This is a genomic window from Methylocystis sp. (assembly GCF_050246715.1).
Lineage (GTDB): Bacteria > Pseudomonadota > Alphaproteobacteria > Rhizobiales > Beijerinckiaceae > Methylocystis.
The window spans coordinates 1-17,350 of sequence record NZ_JBFWVN010000062.1; the positions used below are offsets into that span (position 1 = coordinate 1).

17 protein-coding genes and 1 pseudogene are annotated in these 17,350 nt (G+C 61.3%); 17 read left to right on the forward strand and 1 reads right to left on the reverse strand.

The window, feature by feature from the left end:
- The 12 genes and pseudogenes from AB7I51_RS15295 to AB7I51_RS15350 all read left to right on the forward strand — a co-directional run.
- Positions 1-303, forward strand: a pseudogene (locus tag AB7I51_RS15295) (hypothetical protein); the annotation flags it as partial.
- Between the two features lie 431 nt (positions 304-734).
- Positions 735-2,279, forward strand: a complete 1,545-nt coding sequence (gene atpD / locus AB7I51_RS15300; protein WP_428405175.1) for a F0F1 ATP synthase subunit beta — start codon at positions 735-737, stop codon at positions 2,277-2,279.
- A 1-nt stretch (position 2,280) separates the two neighbouring features.
- The gene (locus tag AB7I51_RS15305) at positions 2,281-2,733 is read left to right on the forward strand and encodes a F0F1 ATP synthase subunit epsilon (RefSeq protein ID WP_428405191.1); all 453 of its coding nucleotides are present in this window, start codon (positions 2,281-2,283) and stop codon (positions 2,731-2,733) included.
- Entirely contained in the window at positions 2,730-3,020 is a 291-nt protein-coding gene (locus AB7I51_RS15310) for an AtpZ/AtpI family protein (RefSeq protein ID WP_428405176.1), read from the forward strand. Before AB7I51_RS15305 ends, AB7I51_RS15310 begins: the two co-directional genes overlap by 4 nt.
- Entirely contained in the window at positions 3,017-3,313 is a 297-nt protein-coding gene (locus AB7I51_RS15315; protein WP_428405177.1) for an ATP synthase subunit I, read from the forward strand. Before AB7I51_RS15310 ends, AB7I51_RS15315 begins: the two co-directional genes overlap by 4 nt.
- Positions 3,310-4,023, forward strand: coding sequence for a F0F1 ATP synthase subunit A (locus tag AB7I51_RS15320; protein WP_428405178.1), 714 nt, complete (start codon positions 3,310-3,312; stop codon positions 4,021-4,023). Before AB7I51_RS15315 ends, AB7I51_RS15320 begins: the two co-directional genes overlap by 4 nt.
- Positions 4,010-4,255, forward strand: coding sequence for a F0F1 ATP synthase subunit C (locus AB7I51_RS15325; protein WP_428405179.1), 246 nt, complete (start codon positions 4,010-4,012; stop codon positions 4,253-4,255). The genes AB7I51_RS15320 and AB7I51_RS15325 overlap by 14 nt, the downstream gene beginning before the upstream one ends.
- 12 nt (positions 4,256-4,267) lie before the next feature.
- Positions 4,268-5,017, forward strand: coding sequence for a F0F1 ATP synthase subunit delta (locus AB7I51_RS15330; RefSeq protein ID WP_428405180.1), 750 nt, complete (start codon positions 4,268-4,270; stop codon positions 5,015-5,017).
- A complete protein-coding gene (locus tag AB7I51_RS15335; protein ID WP_428405181.1) occupies positions 5,004-6,572 on the forward strand; it encodes a F0F1 ATP synthase subunit alpha in 1,569 nt (522 codons plus the stop codon). Before AB7I51_RS15330 ends, AB7I51_RS15335 begins: the two co-directional genes overlap by 14 nt.
- On the forward strand, positions 6,569-7,411 hold the full coding sequence (locus tag AB7I51_RS15340) for a F0F1 ATP synthase subunit gamma (protein WP_428405182.1): 843 nt from the start codon (positions 6,569-6,571) through the stop codon (positions 7,409-7,411). Before AB7I51_RS15335 ends, AB7I51_RS15340 begins: the two co-directional genes overlap by 4 nt.
- Positions 7,412-7,661: 250 nt before the next feature.
- A complete protein-coding gene (locus AB7I51_RS15345; RefSeq protein WP_428405183.1) occupies positions 7,662-9,203 on the forward strand; it encodes a class I adenylate-forming enzyme family protein in 1,542 nt (513 codons plus the stop codon).
- Between the two features lie 42 nt (positions 9,204-9,245).
- A complete protein-coding gene (locus AB7I51_RS15350; RefSeq protein ID WP_428405184.1) occupies positions 9,246-10,844 on the forward strand; it encodes an FAD-dependent monooxygenase in 1,599 nt (532 codons plus the stop codon).
- A 134-nt stretch (positions 10,845-10,978) separates the two neighbouring features.
- Here AB7I51_RS15350 and AB7I51_RS15355 read toward each other — a convergent pair whose 3' ends face one another.
- Positions 10,979-11,473 (reverse strand): DUF6790 family protein, encoded by a 495-nt coding sequence (locus tag AB7I51_RS15355; protein WP_428405185.1) that lies wholly within the window; start codon positions 11,471-11,473, stop codon positions 10,979-10,981.
- Between the two features lie 511 nt (positions 11,474-11,984).
- On the opposite strand from AB7I51_RS15355, the gene acsA reads away from it, so the two are divergent.
- The 5 genes from acsA to AB7I51_RS15380 are packed head-to-tail and all read left to right on the forward strand — an operon-like array spanning position 11,985 to position 17,194.
- Positions 11,985-13,766, forward strand: a complete 1,782-nt coding sequence (gene acsA, locus AB7I51_RS15360) for an acetate--CoA ligase (RefSeq protein WP_428405186.1) — start codon at positions 11,985-11,987, stop codon at positions 13,764-13,766.
- Entirely contained in the window at positions 13,763-14,749 is a 987-nt protein-coding gene (gene pdhA, locus AB7I51_RS15365; protein ID WP_428405187.1) for a pyruvate dehydrogenase (acetyl-transferring) E1 component subunit alpha, read from the forward strand. The genes acsA and pdhA overlap by 4 nt, the downstream gene beginning before the upstream one ends.
- Positions 14,746-15,753: an alpha-ketoacid dehydrogenase subunit beta gene (locus tag AB7I51_RS15370; RefSeq protein WP_428405188.1), complete on the forward strand. Its 1,008-nt coding sequence runs from the start codon at positions 14,746-14,748 to the stop codon at positions 15,751-15,753. The genes pdhA and AB7I51_RS15370 overlap by 4 nt, the downstream gene beginning before the upstream one ends.
- Complete coding sequence (locus AB7I51_RS15375; protein WP_428405189.1) at positions 15,750-16,949, forward strand: dihydrolipoamide acetyltransferase family protein; 1,200 nt, start codon at positions 15,750-15,752, stop codon at positions 16,947-16,949. Before AB7I51_RS15370 ends, AB7I51_RS15375 begins: the two co-directional genes overlap by 4 nt.
- Positions 16,946-17,194, forward strand: a complete 249-nt coding sequence (locus AB7I51_RS15380) for an acyl carrier protein (RefSeq protein ID WP_428405190.1) — start codon at positions 16,946-16,948, stop codon at positions 17,192-17,194. Before AB7I51_RS15375 ends, AB7I51_RS15380 begins: the two co-directional genes overlap by 4 nt.
- The last annotated feature ends 156 nt before the right edge of the window (positions 17,195-17,350 follow it).

The following is a 17,350-nucleotide window of genomic DNA, read 5'->3' on the forward strand; positions in this document are numbered from 1 at the left end:
GCACGCGAAGTTCTCGTTCGCTCCCGGGTGAAGATCGAAAACGAGATTCGTGGTCTGTTGCGTACCTTCGGTGTTCTATTCGGAAAATCGGTTGGCGGGTTCTCTCGGCGAGTGGACGAGATCATCAATGGTGAACTCGATGCGTCTCCTGCAATACGAGACGTGATCATCTCTCTCGAGAAAGCCCGAACCGCATTACTTGATCGGTCTAATGCTGGGCTCGGCTTGATCTCCCGCCCGAACCGCTTGCTGAACGAGAAGCCGCGCCGCTTCGCGTCCTCGCACTTGCTTTTGAGCGCATAGAGGTCGCAGGTCGGTATCTGCTCCATGAGCTTCCCCATCCGCCCCATGGTGAGGGGCGGAATACCTACCAAAACACGGGACGGATTAAGGCGGTCGAGGAAGTTGCGCATGAGCTTGCCGCGCTCTGTCTGTCGGGTCTTCTTTGGCGCGGGACGGTTGGCCAGTGGGAAGCAATTGGCTGCCAAGGTCATGGCTGTCTGCGAAGCCGACAGATTGCAAATCCCCAACAGTGTCACAACGCCCTAAGCGGCGACCTCCCGATTAACGATCTATCGTAGAATTAGCGCCAACTCCCTGCACGGGCGATATCGCAATTTGGGCCGTGGTATGATGAGCATCCGGGCCGGTCGTCGCCGACGCTTAGGCTGACAATTTGAACTTTGTCGCTACGGAGTTTGCATGCCGGGGGCACGGAATAGCGTTGTAAAGCTGTGCCGGGACAGCGCTTAGCGTTTCATAGGGGGAAGGCGCCGGTGGAAAATGAGCTCCCACACGCCCAAGAGAGCGAAGCGGAGTCTCAGGTGCCATCCAATGATCCGGAGAATAGTGGCGTTGTTTCCGCGGTGCGAGGCGCGATTATTGACGTCGTCTTCCACACGCAAAGATTGCCCCCTGTCGAAGATGCTCTATTGATTGAGAGAGACGAAGGCGCAGCAATTCCAGCCGAGGTGCAGGCGCATATCGATGAGCGGACCGTTCGCGCCATCGCGTTGAAGTCGACGATCGGATTGAGGCGTGGCCAGAGGGCGCTGGCGCTCGGCGGCCCCATCGAAACGCCGGTCGGCGAAGCCGTGCTTGGCCGTTTGATCGACGTCACCGGAAGCGTCGCCGATAAGGGACCGCCCCTGCCGATCGATACGCCGCGACGGCCTATTCACCGATCTCCGCCGCCACTCGCCCGGCAGAGCGCTGGAACGACGCTATTTTCTACGGGGATCAAGGCGATAGATCTGCTTATGCCGTTCGCGCATGGCGGCAAGGCGGCGATGTTCGGCGGCGCGGGGGTCGGCAAGACAGTTCTCGTGATGGAGCTGATCCACGCCATGGTCGCGCGCTATCAGGGCCTGTCTGTATTTGCTGGCGTCGGGGAGCGTTCGCGCGAAGGCCATGAGATGCTGCTCGAAATGCGGCGCTATGGCGTTCTCGATCGTTGCGCGCTTGTTTACGGTCAAATGAACGAGCCGCCGGGCGCACGTTGGCGCGCGCCGCTAACCGCGCTTACGATCGCCGAATTCTTTCGTGACGATCGCCAGCAGAATGTCCTGCTCCTGATGGATAACGTCTTCCGATTTGTCCAGGCAGGAGCGGAAGTCTCCGGGCTTCTGGGTCGAATGCCGTCGCGCGTCGGCTATCAGCCGACGCTCGCAAGCGAAGTCGCCGCGTTGCAGGAGCGTATTGCTTCCGTTGGCTCCGCCGCGGTGACCGCGATTGAGGCGGTATATGTGCCTGCGGATGATTTCACCGATCCGGCTGTGACGACCATCGCTTCGCATGTCGACAGCATGGTGGTGCTCTCGCGTCAAATGGCGGCGGAAGGCATGTATCCTGCAATCGATCCTATCCTTTCCTCCTCTGTGCTGCTGGATCCGCTTATCGTCGGCGCCGAACATGCGCGCGTCGCGACGGAAACGCGCCGCGTCATCGAACATTATCGAGAACTGCAAGACGTTATCGCCCTGCTCGGCGTCGATGAGTTGAGCGTCGAGGATCGAAAGTTGGTGGGACGCGCGAGACGCCTGCAACGCTTTCTGACGCAGCCCTTCGTGGTCACGGAGGCCTTTACGGGTCTGCCGGGCCATTCCGTTGCGATCGCGGACACGCTCGCTGGGTGCGCGTCCATTTTGGCCGGCGACTGCGACGCCTGGTTGGAAAGCTCGTTCTATATGGTCGGCGGGCTCGATGAGGCGCATGAAAAAGAACGCGCTGCCCGCATGCGCGCTAACGATTCCGCCCGCAATCTCGAAAAGGGGGAGTGAACTGAACCGAGCACTCCGACTTGTTATTGCGACGCCTGCGACGCTGCTCGTTGATGTCCCTGACGTGGCGTCATTTCGCGCCGAAGATGCAAGCGGCGGATTTGGCGTTCTGCCGGGGCATGCGGATTTTGTGACGACGCTGCCGGCCTGCGTCCTCCGTTGGCGAACTGAAGCGCAAGTGGAACGATTCTGCGCGGTGCGTGGCGGCGTTTTGACCGTAAAGGATGGAGCCGAAATCCGTGTCGCTTGTCGATACGGCGTCCTTGGCGATGATGTCGAAACGCTTGAGGCGGAAGTGCGCATCGCCGCCGCCGCACGCGCCGACCTCGCCAGCCGCGTGCGCGTTGAGCAGACACGGCTGCATGCTTATGCGGTGCGTCAGCTTGTTCGCTACCTGCGGCCGGCCGGATTGGCGCCAACGGGATTGGGCGATCGCGAGGGAGATGCGTCATGACCGAACGAGAAGGACGAAGCTCATCCGAGCGACTCGCCGACGCGGCGCGCAAAGCGGCCGCGCGAGATCGTGAAGGCCGGCGCGACCCGGAGCCGTCGCTCGGCAGGCGGCTTGGTCAGATTGGCGTTCTTGGTTGGACGATTGTCGTTCCCGCCTTGCTCGGACTGTTGGCTGGCCGTTGGCTGGACAAAACCATGAAGTCGGGCGTTTTTTTCTCCGCGCCCGCCGTCATGCTGGGCGCGGCGTTCGGATTGTGGCTCGCCTGGAAATGGATGTCTCGGCAATGATCGACTTGATAGAGTTAAGCTCTCTTCCAGCCTTGACGCTTGAAGTTGGCGCAGGGATGACGGTCGGCGCTATCGCCGGTTACTGCTATTTTCTGACGCTTTGGCGCAATGTTGCTGAATTACAGCGCTGTTCTGCAACTCGGGCGCTTTTAATGTTTGCGCTGCGATTTGCGGCGCTCGCGATCACGCTGCTGCTGCTCGCCAAGTTGGGCGCTTTGCCGCTTCTGTCCGGCGCCGCGGGGATTCTGATTGGACGTCAGTTGTTGACCCGACGCTTTGGGAAGCTGTCATGATTGCATCGCCACTAGAGCTTCAGATCGCCTTTCATGTAGGTTCGATCGGAGTAACAAAGCCAGTTGTGACCACATGGGCGCTGATGGCTTTCCTTGTCGCCGCTTGCATTCTCGCGACGGCCCATCTCGAGTCGCGGCCGCGAACCCTTCAATTAATTGCGGAACTTATCGTCGACACGGTCGACGCTCAAACGCGCGATATAATGCGCGTCGATCCGGCACCCTATCGCGCATTGTTCGGGACGCTGTTTCTATTCATCCTTGTCGCCAATTGGTCAGCGCTCATCCCCGGCGTGGAGCCGCCGACTGCGCGGCTCGAGACGGACATGGCCCTTGCTCTCGTGGTGTTTGCCGCGACAATCTTCTACGGCGTTAAGACGCGAGGCCTTCTCGGCTATCTCAAGAGCTTTGCCGAACCAAGCCTGATTATGGTCCCCCTCAATCTGGTTGAGCAGATCACGCACACTTTTTCATTGTTCGTGCGTCTCTTCGGCAATGTTATGAGCGGCGTCTTTGTTGTCGGCATCGTTCTGACGCTCGCCGGCTTGCTCGTGCCAATCCCTTTGATGGCGCTCGATCTGCTGACCGGCGCGGTTCAAGCTTATATTTTCACTATTTTGGCAATGGTGTTTACCGCCGCCGCAGTGATCGAGGACGAAAAACAAGAACCGACGCCGCCGTCAGAAGGAGTAGATCATGGATCAGATTGAGAATATCAGCGTGCTCGCGGCCGCCATCGCCGTCTCCTTCGGGGCGATCGGGCCAGCGTTGGCGGAAGGTCGGGCCGTCGCGGCGGCGATGGACGCCATCGCTCGCCAACCGGAGGCTGCGGGCGTGCTGTCGCGCACGTTGTTCGTGGGCTTGGCGATGATCGAGACGATGGCGATCTATTGCCTTGTCATAGCGCTCTTGTTTCTCTTTGCAAATCCATTCGTGAGATAGGGCGCTCGTCCAATGCGCATAGACTGGTGGACGCTTGCGTTACAGACCATCAACGCGCTCGTCCTCATCTGGCTCTTGAGCCGGGTCCTGTTCAAACCCGTCGCCGAAGTCATCGCCTCCCGCAAGGCGACGGTGCGGCGCCTGCTTGACGAAGCGGAAGCGGCCAAAGCCAGCGCATTCGCGGCGCAGGCTCAAGTGGAAACGAGGCTTGCGAATATGGAGGCCGAAAGGTCGCGGGTTTTGACCGCGGCCGCCGCCGAAGCGCAGACTCAAAAAGACGCCATCGTCGCTTCGGCGCGCGCCGAGGCAAATGACTTGCTCCGGGAGGCGCGCGCCCACATTGAACAGGAGACGAAAATTGGCCGCCATGCGCAAATGGCGGCGGCGACAAAACTTGCGACTGAAATCGCTCGTCGACTGCTCGAACGGCTTCCGTATTCGGTTCGCGTGAGCGGGTTTTTCGATGGTCTGCGGCAGGCGGCCTGCGCGCTGCCGCCCGAGGCAAAGACAGATTTCGATCGTGACGAGACGGCCAGACTCAAAGCGCCACGCGCGTTGACGCCGGGCGAGATGGAAAGCTGCCGCCAAGCATTGCAGGCTGCTTTCGGTCGGCCGCTCGTGTTTGACGTGGAGGTCGACCCTTCCATCATCGCGGGTCTCGAACTCGAAAATCGCCACACCTCTATCCGCAACAGCTTACGGGCGGATCTCGCCCGTATCGCCGAAGAACTCGAGAAGCGTGACGCAAATGACGTCAGCTGATCTGCGGCCCGGCGTTTCCGACCAGGACTTTTGGCCGGGATGGCTCGATCGGCAGAAAGCCGCGGTCGCCAAATTGGCGATTGGCCCCTCAACCGAAAGCATCGGGCGCGTCGAAAGCTTCGCAGACGGCGTCGCGTTTGTCTCGGGATTGCAGCAGGCGCGCCTTAACGAGTTGCTGCGGTTCGAGAACGGCGGCGTCGGTTTCGTGACGGTTCTCGACGTCGATCGCATCGGCGCCGTGCTCCTCGATGAGAGTCAATTGATTGAAGCGGGATCGAAGGTCGTCGGTCTTGGAGAAACGGCGCGCGTTCCGGTGGGACCTGGATTACTGGGTCGCGTGATTGATCCTCTTGGGCGGCCGCTTGACGACGGCGCGCCGGTAATTGCCGAAGCCTTTCATCCCGTCGAGCAGGAAGCGCCAAGCATCGTTGATCGCGACCTCGTCAATGAACCAGTCGCGACCGGACTGATTGTGATTGACTCGATGTTTTCGATTGGTCGTGGGCAACGCGAACTGATCCTGGGCGATCGCGCGACCGGCAAGACCTCCATCGCGGTCGACACAATTCTTAGTCAGAAACGTTCCGACATCATTTGCGTCTATGTCGCCGTCGGACAGCGGGCGACTGCGGTCGAGCGGGTAATAGACGCAGTGCGCGCCCATGGCGCGCCGGAGAAGACGATATTTGTCGTGGCGTCCGCGTCCAGTCCGCCGGGTTTGCAATGGATTGCTCCTTTTGCTGGGTTCGCCGTCGCGGAGTATTTTCGCGATCGTGGCGGCCACGCGCTCATTGTTCTCGACGATTTGACGAAACATGCCGCAACACATCGCGAGCTCGCACTGCTCATCCGCGAACCTCCGGGACGCGAGGCTTATCCCGGCGACATTTTCTATCTGCACGCGCGTCTTCTCGAACGCGCATGCAAGCTCGCGAAGTCCAGGGGAGGCGGATCACTGACGGCGCTGCCGATTGCGGAGACGGATGCTGGCAATCTTTCGGCTTATATCCCGACGAATCTCATCTCCATTACGGATGGCCAAATTGTCCTCGACGCGCGCCTGTTCGCCGCCAATCAGCGGCCCGCGGTGGACGTTGGGCTCAGCGTCAGTCGCGTGGGCGGCAAAGCGCAGCCCGAGTCGCTGCGGCGCGTGTCGGGAAGACTACGGCTACAATATTCCCAGTTTCTTGAATTGGAGATGTTCAGTCGCTTCGGAGGCGTGTCGGTGGCGCATGTGAAGGGTGAAATCCTGCGCGGCGAGCGTATCCGCTCGCTGCTGACCCAACCTCGCTTCGCCATCCTGCGGCTGGTCGACCAGGTGGCGCTACTCGCGGCGCTCGACGTTGGAGCTCTTGACGCTCTAGAGCCGGCGGCGATCCCCTCATTACGTGAGGAGCTTCCCGATCGTCTCGATCGCCTCGCGAGCGCCGCTGTTGCAGAATGCCAGACTGGCGCGACGCTCACCGACGCCTCGCTCGCGTCGCTGACGGCGGCGACAAAAACGCTCATCGATGAAATTCGCCAACGGGGACGGCATGAGGGGGCGCCGACATGAGCGGCGATCGCCTCAACGACGTCCGTCAGCGCATCGCTGCGACGCGGCAACTCGATAGCGTATTTACCGCGATGCGCGGTGTTGCCTCCGTGCGCGCCCAGGACGCGCGCCGCAATCTCGAAGGCGTGCGCGCTTACGCTCGAACGCTGGGGGAAACGATCAGCGTTGCGCTCGCCCTCGCGCAAGAAGAGCAAGGGACGCGCCGGTCGCGCGCCGCGTCGTCAAAAGCATGTGACATCGTTCTCGCCTTTTGCGCCGAGCAAGGATTTGTGGGCGCTTTCAACGAAAGGGTCCTCGCGGCGGCAACGCAAACGGGTATGGGCGCGTCGCTCTTCCTGGTTGGCGAAAGGGGAGTGACGGTCGCCGCCGAGCGCGGGATCGAGATCGCCTGGTCGACGTCAATGGCGGCGCATGCGGACGATGCGCCCATTCTCGCCGAAAGAATTGCGGAAGCGCTTTATGGCCAGCTTGCCGTCGACGCGACCGCCCGCGTCACGCTCGTTCATTGCGCGCCTGCGGCTGCCGGAGAAAACGTCCTCGTTACGCGCTCGCTGATACCGCTCGACCTTACCCGTTTCCCGGCGCCGCGCGTCCTACGTCCGCCGCTCGTGAACCTTCCGCCACAGCTGTTGATCGCCAATCTGGCTGAAGAATATATTTTTGCAGAACTTTGCGAAGCTGTGGCGCTTTCGCTGGCGGCGGAAAATGTCGCACGAATGCAAGCGATGACGACGGCGCGCAATAACGTGCGGCAAATGCTTGATCAACTCACGGCGCGTTTTCGTCACCTCAGGCAGGAGCAAATTACTGAAGAGCTGCTTGAGATCAGTCGTCTGTAATTCCATTGACGATAAACTCACGCCCTCGAAAAGGACGACGAAATCACCATAACGAAGCGCTCATCGGCGATCTGCGCGAGCGCGGTCGATGGCTCGGCCGTTTACTCCTGTGTCCGCAGGACCTACGATGCCGCCACGGCGCACGCTCGTGGCCGCGCGGGGTTCTGCCCACGGCGTCGCGCTTGCCGCGTTCCCAGCGCGGAGCCAGCGACTGCAGCCGTGCGATCCACCGATGCGATGAGGAGTGACGATGGTCCTGTCCGGCGCGCCTATCGTGGCGACCAAGCGCCTCGACGAACTTCTGGATGCGGGACTCGCGTCCCGGCCCGACGGGCCGGCGCTTGTGTCGCATGCGGGCGCGACGAGCTACCGCGATCTCGACCGCCAGGCTGGCGCGCTGGCGCGCGCCTATCTCGCGCAAGGCTTGAAGCCCGGAGACCGCATTGCCTCATTAATGCCGAACCGCGCCCTTCTGTTCGCTCATTATCTCGCCTGCCAGCGCGCCGGTCTCGTCGCCACGCCGCTCAATTATCGTTATACGCCGCCTGAAATCGATCACGCGCTCTCCGTCTGCGAGCCGCGTGCGGTCGTCGCGCATCGCGAACGCGACACGGATCTTGCGGCGAGCCGCGCGGGCGCACTGCCGGTCGTCATCCGCTTCGACGATGAGGACGGAGGCGACCTGGCGCGTCTCGCCGCTGGCCAGCCGCTCGACGCCGCGCCTGAGCTGGTCGAGAGCGCGCCGGCGGCGATCTTCTTCACCTCGGGGAGCACCGGCCCGGCCAAGGGCGTCACGCACACCCGCGCCTCGCTCGCCGCGATCTTCTCGAGCGCCGTGCAATCCTTCCGCCTCACGGCCCCGGACGTGGTGCTTCCAGCCTCCTCATGCTCGCATATCGGCGGCTTCACCTGCGCGATGGCGGGGCTCTCGGCTGGCGCGAGCGTCGCGGTCGCGCGAAGCTTTGATCATCTCGAGATCGGCGCGCTCCTGCGCACGACGCGGCCCAGCATGATGTCGATGCTGCCGGTGACACTGTTGACGCTGATTCGCGAACACGACATGGGGGCGGCGGATTTCGCATCGTTGCGCCTGATCCGCTCGGCCGGCGACAAGGTTCCGGACGAACTCGAAAAGGAGCTATTCGCGCGCGCCGGCAAACGGATCAGCGAAGGCTACGGGATGACTGAGTTTGGCCTCGCCGCGCTCAATGCGCCCGAGGAGCCGGGCGCGCTCGGCTCGGTCGGGCGGGCGAGCCCGGGCTTTTCCTTCTCGGTCCGCGACGCATCGGGCGCCGAGGCCGCGCCCGAGATCGAGGGCAGGCTGTGGGCGAAAACGGCCACCCAGTCCTGTGGTTACTGGCGCGACGAGGCGGCGAGCCGCGAGGTGATGCGCGACGGCTGGTTCGACACGGGCGACGTGATGAAGTCGGACGCGGAGGGGCGGCTGTGGTTCTGCGGCCGCGCCAAGCAGATCATCGTCCATGACGGTTCGAACATCAGCCCGCAGGAAGTCGAGGACGCGCTGCTCGAACACCCCGCTGTCGGCGGCGCCGGCGTCATTGGCGTCCACGATATGCTGCATGGCGAGACTGTGCGGGCCTATGTGACTCTGCGTCGGGAATCGCCGGCGCCGACGGCAGGCGAACTGATTGCCTTTGCGCGTGCGCGCGTCGGCTACAAGGCGCCCGAGCAGATCGTCGTCCTCGACGAAATGCCGATGAACGCGACCGGCAAGGTAGACCGCGACGCCCTCAAACGCCTCGCCGCCGCCGATCACGCCCAAATCCGGTGACCAAAAATTATCGGTCATGATGAGGCATGCTTGAGAGGCGCGGTGGATACAGAAGCGGAGATTCTCATCGTGGGCGCGGGCCCCACCGGACTACTGCTCGCGGCGGAACTCCGGCGCCGTGCGGTGGACTGCCTGCTCATTGACATTCACGAAAGGCCGCTGACTTGGGATCGGGCGACCGTGGTTCATCCTCGTTCGATCGAAATATTCGATTCTTTGGGCATCGCCGATCGGTTGCTGAAAGCCGGCGTCCGGCAACGCCGCGCTCGTATTCATTCCAGCGGAGCGGAGCTGGGAGACATTGATCTTTCCCTCTGCGGCAGTCGCTATCCATTTAATCTAGGCGTCTCCGAGGAAGTCACCGAATCCATCCTGACGGACTACCTCGGACGATTCGGCGGCATGGTGACGCGCTCGACGCGGCTGGTCGATTTGGAAGAGCGGGCCGACGGCGTCCTGGCGACGGTGAAACGCGCGAAGGAAGAGACGCGAATTCTCGCCCATTGGGTCGTCGGATGCGACGGTTATCGGAGCACCGTTCGAACGCGCGCCGGCATAGGGCAGGACGGTCACGATATCGAAGAACCATGGGCGGTCTTCGAAGCCGACATCGGCCGCTGGCCGTTTTCCTACGAAGCCAATTACGCTTATCTCGATGAGACGCCCATCATCCTGACCGCTCTCCCCGACCGGCGCTGGCGGGTCTATCTCAGGCCGACCGCCGAGGATTCCGATCTCGTGGCGGATGCTTCGGCCACCCTCTTACGCTATTCGCCTGATGCCTCCTTCGAAAACATCGCCAACCCGACCCGCTTCCGCTGCCACTCGAAAGTGGCGCAGAAATACCGTTCCGGCCGCGTGCTGCTCGCTGGTGATGCGGCGCATGCCCGCAGCCCCGTTCAGGGACACGGCATGAACAGCGGGCTGCAGGATGCGTTCAACCTCGCCTGGAAGCTCGCGCTGGTTTCGACAGGCGAGTGCGGCGAAGCGCTTCTGGACAGCTACGACGCGGAGCGCCGACCGGTGGCGCAAAAGATTATCGCCTCCAGCGATGAAGCGGACGGCGCCCAGATGGTGAAGGGAACGAACGAGCGGCGCATGCGCGATGCGGACATTCGCACCGCCTTTATTGACCCCGCATCGCGACACCACGAGGCGGTCGCGGAAGCGGAATTGGATATCGACTATTCGAACTCCCCAATCGTTCTGGGCGAGCGAAACGACTTTATTTGGCCCGGTCAGCGGCTGCCAGACTGTATCGAAGTCGAGTTTGCGACCGGCGGCGCAGGCATGCTCCACCAATATCTCAATCGCCGAGGGCACGTAGCATTCCTTATCGGAGGCGCTTCGACGACTGAGCAAGAACTCGCGCGCGTCGCCCGCGATCTGAGGTCTCGATCGAGTGAACCCATCCTCGAAACAACGATCGTCCTGACAGCGAATTCCAGCGTCGTCGACTGCGACGCGCGCCTGAGGCCTGCAAGCGCCCAAAGGCTGGGCGTCGAAGAAATTACGCTTCTCGTAGCGCGGCCGGATGGCCATTTAGGCCTTTGCGCGCACAGCAACCACACGGAACGGCTGTCGGCCTATGTCGACCTGTTACAATCCGGCCAAAGGAAAATAAATGCTGAAGCATTTTGATCGTGTCGCAAACGTCATTCGTGACGTCGAGTTGGAGCGTGGCGCGCCTTTGCCTAATGGCCGATCATAATCAAAAATTCGGCGCGCGGGCGACTCTGCGCATCATTGGGACATCGTTGAGTTCCCTCGACTCCTCATTTCCCATCATGGTCGTTGGCGTCCCAACGATGGCGTAGATAAAGAAGCAGTAACAGCCAAAAGGCGATAAAGCCGTCGGAAAAAATCGTCAAAAAGTTGTATGGCGCATAGTCATGGGTGCGGACCGTCTGCATGACGTGACCATAGGTCGCCCCTATCATGAAGAATGACCATCCAAGCCCCGTGGCGAGCCAAAATGAGCCGCCGATCCAGATGCAGAGAAAACCTAGAAGCCCCCAGGCTCCATCATGGAATCCCACCTCGAACTGAAACGGGCTGCCTGGCGGCCAACCGATGCTTCGCGCAGTCTGATCCGGAAAAAAGACGTGAGGGACGAAGCCCAGTGGGAGACCGATGACGCCGACATCGAGAACCAGCGCGTAGAGCAGAAGCAGACGAACGACGCGAGCGCGAGTTCTTGGAACTTTGCTCAAAGCGAGATGCGCCAGCGGCAGAAGCACGCTCAACAGGGCGACGATAATGCCGATCATAGCGGCGCGTCCGCCTTGGCGGCGTGCTTCGCCGTAGCTTCGCGGACATCGCGCTCGCCAGGAATCAGTTCAACCTGATCCGATCGTTCCAGCACTGCTCGCTCAACGTTTCGAAACCGCGATAGCTCTGCTCCGCATCGCCATAACCGATAGCGGCGACGCGATAAGCCGGCGTGCGCCAGTTAACCCGCGCGCGGTCAAATCTGCGGCGGTTTGGCATTATTGGCAAGCCTGAACGATTCAGCGGGGTCTCTGTTCGGGCATCGGAGCGCGCCAAAGCTTCTCCACGCTTCTAGTTGGAAGCTATGTGGCCGAGTTCTTTGTCGAGAGGCGCGTTTCCGACGAAGCGGCCATTTCTGGCAAATGGACGACCGCCTGAATAAGGCTTCTGGCTTCTTGCCCGTCAGGAGACTGTTGCCTAAGTTTAATTTACCCGGGTCCCACGTGAGAAGGGCGCTCGAAAAGCGCCGCGCGCTGAAGCAAAGGCGTTGGCGGGCGCAGGAATGTTCGAATGCGCGCTTCCGACGCCGCCGCCTATTATGCGACGATCCGCAAAGATCACGCTTCTTTTGTAGTTTCGCCTAACCTTGCCGACTATGAGGCGGCGCGCGCGACCTTTCGCTGGGAGGCCGCGCGCAAGGGCTTGAGCGGCTTGCCGCAGGGCAGGGGCTTGAACATCGCCTATGAAGCGGTGGACCGACACGCTTACGGGACACGCGCGGATCGGGTGGCGCTGCGTTGGATAGGGAAGAATGGCGAATATCGCGATTATTGCTATCGCGAACTCGCGCTCGCCACCAATCGCTTCGCCAATGTCCTGCAGTCCTTGGGCGTTAAGGCGGGGGATAGCGTCTTCGTGCTGCTAGGCCGCGTTCCGGAGCTCTATTTCGCGGTTCTCGGCGCCATGAAGATGAAGTGCGTCGTCACGCCGCTTTTTTCCGCCTTTGGGCCAGAGCCGATCGCGACGCGGATGGAGATCGGCGAGGCGCGCGTTCTGATTACGACCGGAGCTCTCTATCGACGCAAAGTTGAAGCGCTGCGCGCGCGTTTGCCAAAGCTTGAGCATGTCATTCTCATCGACGCCGATGAGAGCGGCCGGGACGTCCATTCCTGGCGCAAGCTGATGCAAGACGCCTCCGAAGCCTTTGAAATACCGCCCACCGACCCGCAAGAAACGGCGCTCTTACATTTCACGAGCGGCACGACCGGCCGTCCCAAGGGCGTCATTCACGCGCACGAGGCCGTGGTGACGCATTACGCGACCGGACTCTATGCGCTCGATCTTCATGACGAGGATCGTTTTTGGTGCACAGCCGACCCTGGATGGGTCACCGGCATGAGCTATGGCGTTATCGCGCCACTGACGCATGGGGTGACCAATATTGTCGTCGAAGCTGAATTCGACGCGCCGACATGGTACCAAGTGCTCGAGAAGGAAGAAGTCAGCGTCTGGTACACCGCTCCAACTGCGATCCGCATGATGATGAAGCTCGGCGCAGACGAGGTGAAGAGTTACGAGCTTTCCGCGTTGCGCTTCGCCGCCAGCGTCGGCGAGCCATTGAACGCCGAGGCGGTTGTGTGGGGCGTGGAGGCCTTCGGCCTGCCGTTCCATGACAATTGGTGGCAGACGGAGACGGGCGGCATCATGATCGCCAATTTCGCCTCCATGGACATCAAGCCAGGCTCCATGGGTCGGCCGCTGCCGGGCGTTGAAGCCGGGATTGTCAGGCGAATGGCTGACGGAGGCGTCGAAGTTGTCGAGACGCCCGGCGAGGAAGGCGAACTCGCGCTAAGAAGCGGCTGGCCGTCGATGATGCGCGGCTATCTCCATGAGAAGGCGCGCTACAAGAAGTGCTTCGCGGACGGGTGGTATCTGACCGGCGATCTCGCGCGCTGCGATGAGGACGGCTATTTCTGGTTTGTCGGTCGCGCCGACGATGTGATCAAATCCTCGGGACATTTGATCGGTCCCTTTGAAGTTGAAAGCGCGCTCATGGAGCATCCCGCCGTGGCGGAAGCGGCGGTCATCGGCAAGCCTGATCCTATCGCTGGCGAGATCGTCAAGGCGTTTGTGGCTCTCAAATTCGGATTTGCGGCGGATGACGCGACGCGCAAGGAACTGCTTGGGCATGCGCGCAAGCGGCTGGGCGCCGTGGTTGCGCCAAAGGAGATCGAATTTCGCGCCGATTTGCCGAAAACGCGCAGCGGCAAAATCATGCGGCGCTTGCTCAAAGCGCGCGAACTCGGCCTGCCAGAAGGCGATATTTCGACGCTGGAGAGTGACGAGCGATGATCAAGAAGGTCCATCTCGATCACGCCCATCTGCTGCATCTTCTGAAAGCCATGATCCGCATCAGGCGATTCGAGGCGAAATGCGTCGAGTTTTACCAGGCGCAGAAAATTCTTGGCTTTCTTCATCTCTATGATGGCGAGGAGGCGGTCTCCGTCGGCGTCATCGAGGCGCTTACGCCGCAGGACGCCATCATCGCCACTTATCGCGAGCATGGTCAGGCGCTCACTCGCGGCGTCAATCCCGGCTGCCTGATGGCCGAGATGATGGGCAAAATCAACGGCTGTTGCCGCGGCCGTGGCGGCTCAATGCATTTTTTCGATCGCGCGCATCGCTTCTACGGCGGCAACGCCATTGTCGGCGGCGGCTTGCCGTTGGCGCTCGGCGTGGCGCTCGCCGACAAGATGCTGGGACGAGACGCCGTCACGGCTTGTTTCTTCGGCGAGGGGGCGGTGGACGAGGGCGAGTTCCACGAAACGCTCAATCTCGCAAAGCTCTGGCGTTTGCCCATTCTCTTCGTATGCGAGAACAATCTCTATTCCATGGGCATGGCGGAGGCGCGGGCGGAGGCCGATATAGATCTTGTGCATAAGGCGTCGAGCTATCGAGTCGCGGGCGAAAAAGTGGACGGCATGGATGTTGTCGCCGTTGAGAGCGCGGCAAAAAACGCTGTCGATCGAATTCGCAGCGAGAGCGATCCCTATTTCCTCGAATGCCAAACCTATCGATTTCGAGCGCATTCCATGTTCGATGCGCAACTCTATCGCTCGAAGGAAGAGGTGGAGGGCTGGCGAAAGAAGGGGCCGATCATCCGCTTTCAGACTTGGCTTGAGGAAAATCGCTTGATCAAGCCCGAAGAGCTTGAGGCGATCGAAGCTGAGGTTGAAAAAGAGATCGCGGCCGCTGTCGCTTTCGCTGAGGCGGGCGGCCTCGAACCGGTTTCGGAGATTGAACGCTTCGTTACGATGGAGGCGATTCCCTCGTGAATGCGCCCCAGGCAAATGCCGCAGCCACGCGGCCAACTTATCGCGAGGCTTGCAAGCAGGCGCTTCGCGAGGCGCTGCTTTCCGATTCGCGCGTCTTTCTGATGGGGGAGGACATCGGCCGCTACGGCGGCTGCTACGCGGTGACGAAGGGACTGTTGGAGGAATTTGGCGAAGACCGTGTTCGCGACACGCCGCTTTCCGAGAGCGCCTTTGTCGGCGCGGGCATCGGCGCCGCCATCGCCGGAATGCGGCCGATCGTCGAAATCATGACGGTGAACTTCAGCTTGCTGGCGCTCGACCAGATTCTCAACAATGCGGTTACCATTCCGCATATGTCTGGCGGCCAGTTCGCGGTGCCGCTCGTCATTCGCATGGCGACCGGCGGCGGGCGGCGCGTTGCGGCTCAGCATTCGCACAGCCTGGAAGGCTGGTATGCGCATATTCCCGGGTTGCGCGTCCTGACGCCCGCTACCGTTGAAGATGCGCGTTTCATGTTAAAGGGCGCGCTCGCCGATCCCAATCCGGTGATTATTTTCGAGCATGTCATGCTCTACAATATGGAGAGCGATCTTCCTTCCGACTTGAAAGAAGTCGACATCGCTCGCGCCAAGACGCGCCGCGCCGGGCGAGACGTAAGCCTCATCACTTACGGCGGTAGTTTGTTCAAAACGCTGCAGGCGGCGGACGCGCTTGCATCCGAGGGGATCGACGCGGAAGTCATCGATCTGCGCGTGCTCAGACCGCTCGACATGAAGGCGATACTCGACTCGGTCGCAAAGACGAGACGCTGCGTCATAATTGACGAGGGCTGGCGCAGCGGCTCCATCTCCGCCGAAATAGGCATGCGCATCGCCGAGGAGGCTTTCTTCGAACTTGACGCGCCGTTGCGGCGCGTATGTTCGCGAGAAGTTCCCGTTCCTTATGCGGCGCATCTCGAAGACGCATGCCTGCCGCACGCTACAACGATTATCGCCGTGGCGCGCGAGCTCGTGCGACCATCATGAGCGAGTTTAAGATGCCAGCGCTCGGCGCCGACATGGAGTCCGGCACCCTTGTCGAATGGCTCGTAAAACCCGGCGATCACGTCAAATCCGGCGACGTCATCGCGGTCGTCGAAACGCAAAAAGGCGCGATTGAAGTCGAAGTTTTCCAACAGGGTGTCGTCTCGAACATTCTTGTGCCGATCGGCGAGCGCGTTCCAGTCGGGACGGTTCTTGCGCAGATCGCCGTCGCCGAGCGCGCGGCGCCGCCGCCTGCCGTCCAACCAGCGGTCGCAGTGCCAACGCCCACCGTTCAACCGATCGCCGCGGCGCCGACGCCCGTAACGCCGGCCCTGAAGCCGACGCCGCAAGTGGTGGTCGCGCCGCTCGCTCAAAGATTGAAGGTCACGCCCGCGGCCCGGCGACGCGCAGCGACGCTCGGTTTCGATGTCGCCACGATCGCAAGAGGGACAGGCGTTGAAGGTTCGATTCGGCTTGCCGATGTCGAAGCGGCGGCAAGCGCCTCGCCGCCAACGCCGGCAAAAAGAGGTCTCGATCTTGCTGAGATGCGCAGGGCGATCGCAGCGGCGATGAGCCGCTCCAAGCGCGAAATTCCGCACTATTACCTGACTGAAACGGCCGATCTCGACGCCGCCTTGTCTTGGATGGAGCGCTACAACGCCGAGAAGCCGCCCGTCGAACGCCTTCTACCCGCTGTGCTTTTTCTCAAGGCGGCGGCGCTTGCCTTGCGCGAGCAGCCGCGGCTCAACGGCGCTTATGAAAACGGCGTCTTCGCGCCTTCCGAGAGCATTCACGTCGGCTGGGCGATTTCGCTGCGTGGCGGCGGACTTATTGCGCCAGCCATCCGCGACGCAGACAAAAAATCGCTCGCCGAACTCATGGCGGCCATGCGCGACCTCGTCGAACGCGCGCGTCGAGGGAATTTACGCAGCTCCGAACTTACGTCGCCCACGGTCACCGTCACGAACGTTGGCGAGCGAGGCGCTGAGTCCGTGACCGGGATTATCTATCCTCCTCAAGTTTCGATCATCGGATTTGGCCGTGTCGTCGCGAGACCCTGGGTCGTCAATGGGCGCATCGAGAGCCGTCCGCTCGTCACCGTCAGTCTCGCGGCCGATCATAGGGTAACTGATGGCCATATCGGCGGCTTGTATCTTGCCGCGATTGCGCGTCTCTTGCAGGAGCCCGAAACACTATGACCGACGCCGAAATCAGAGCGCTCATTTTGGAGCTTATCGGCGAAATCGCGCCGGAGGCCGATCTCGCATCGGCGCAAGACCAAGACGACCTTCGCGAAGTCTTCGATCTCGACTCGATGGATTTCGCCAATCTCGTTGTCGCCCTTCATGATCGACTTGGGGTCAATATTCCCGAGGCCCACTACAATCAGCTCTTCACACTGGAGCGTGCAATCGACTACCTGCGCAATGCGAATGGGCCATAAACTGGAAGATTGCCTGGTTTGCCCGAGCAGTCATCCGTGAAGAACTCGCAAGGCGTTGACGTGACGAAGTTTTGAGACCTGCGGAAGTAATCGTTTCCGCAGGTTTTCACTGCGCGGGATGCTGTTTGCTTGCAAATTGATCCGGCGCCGCTGTCG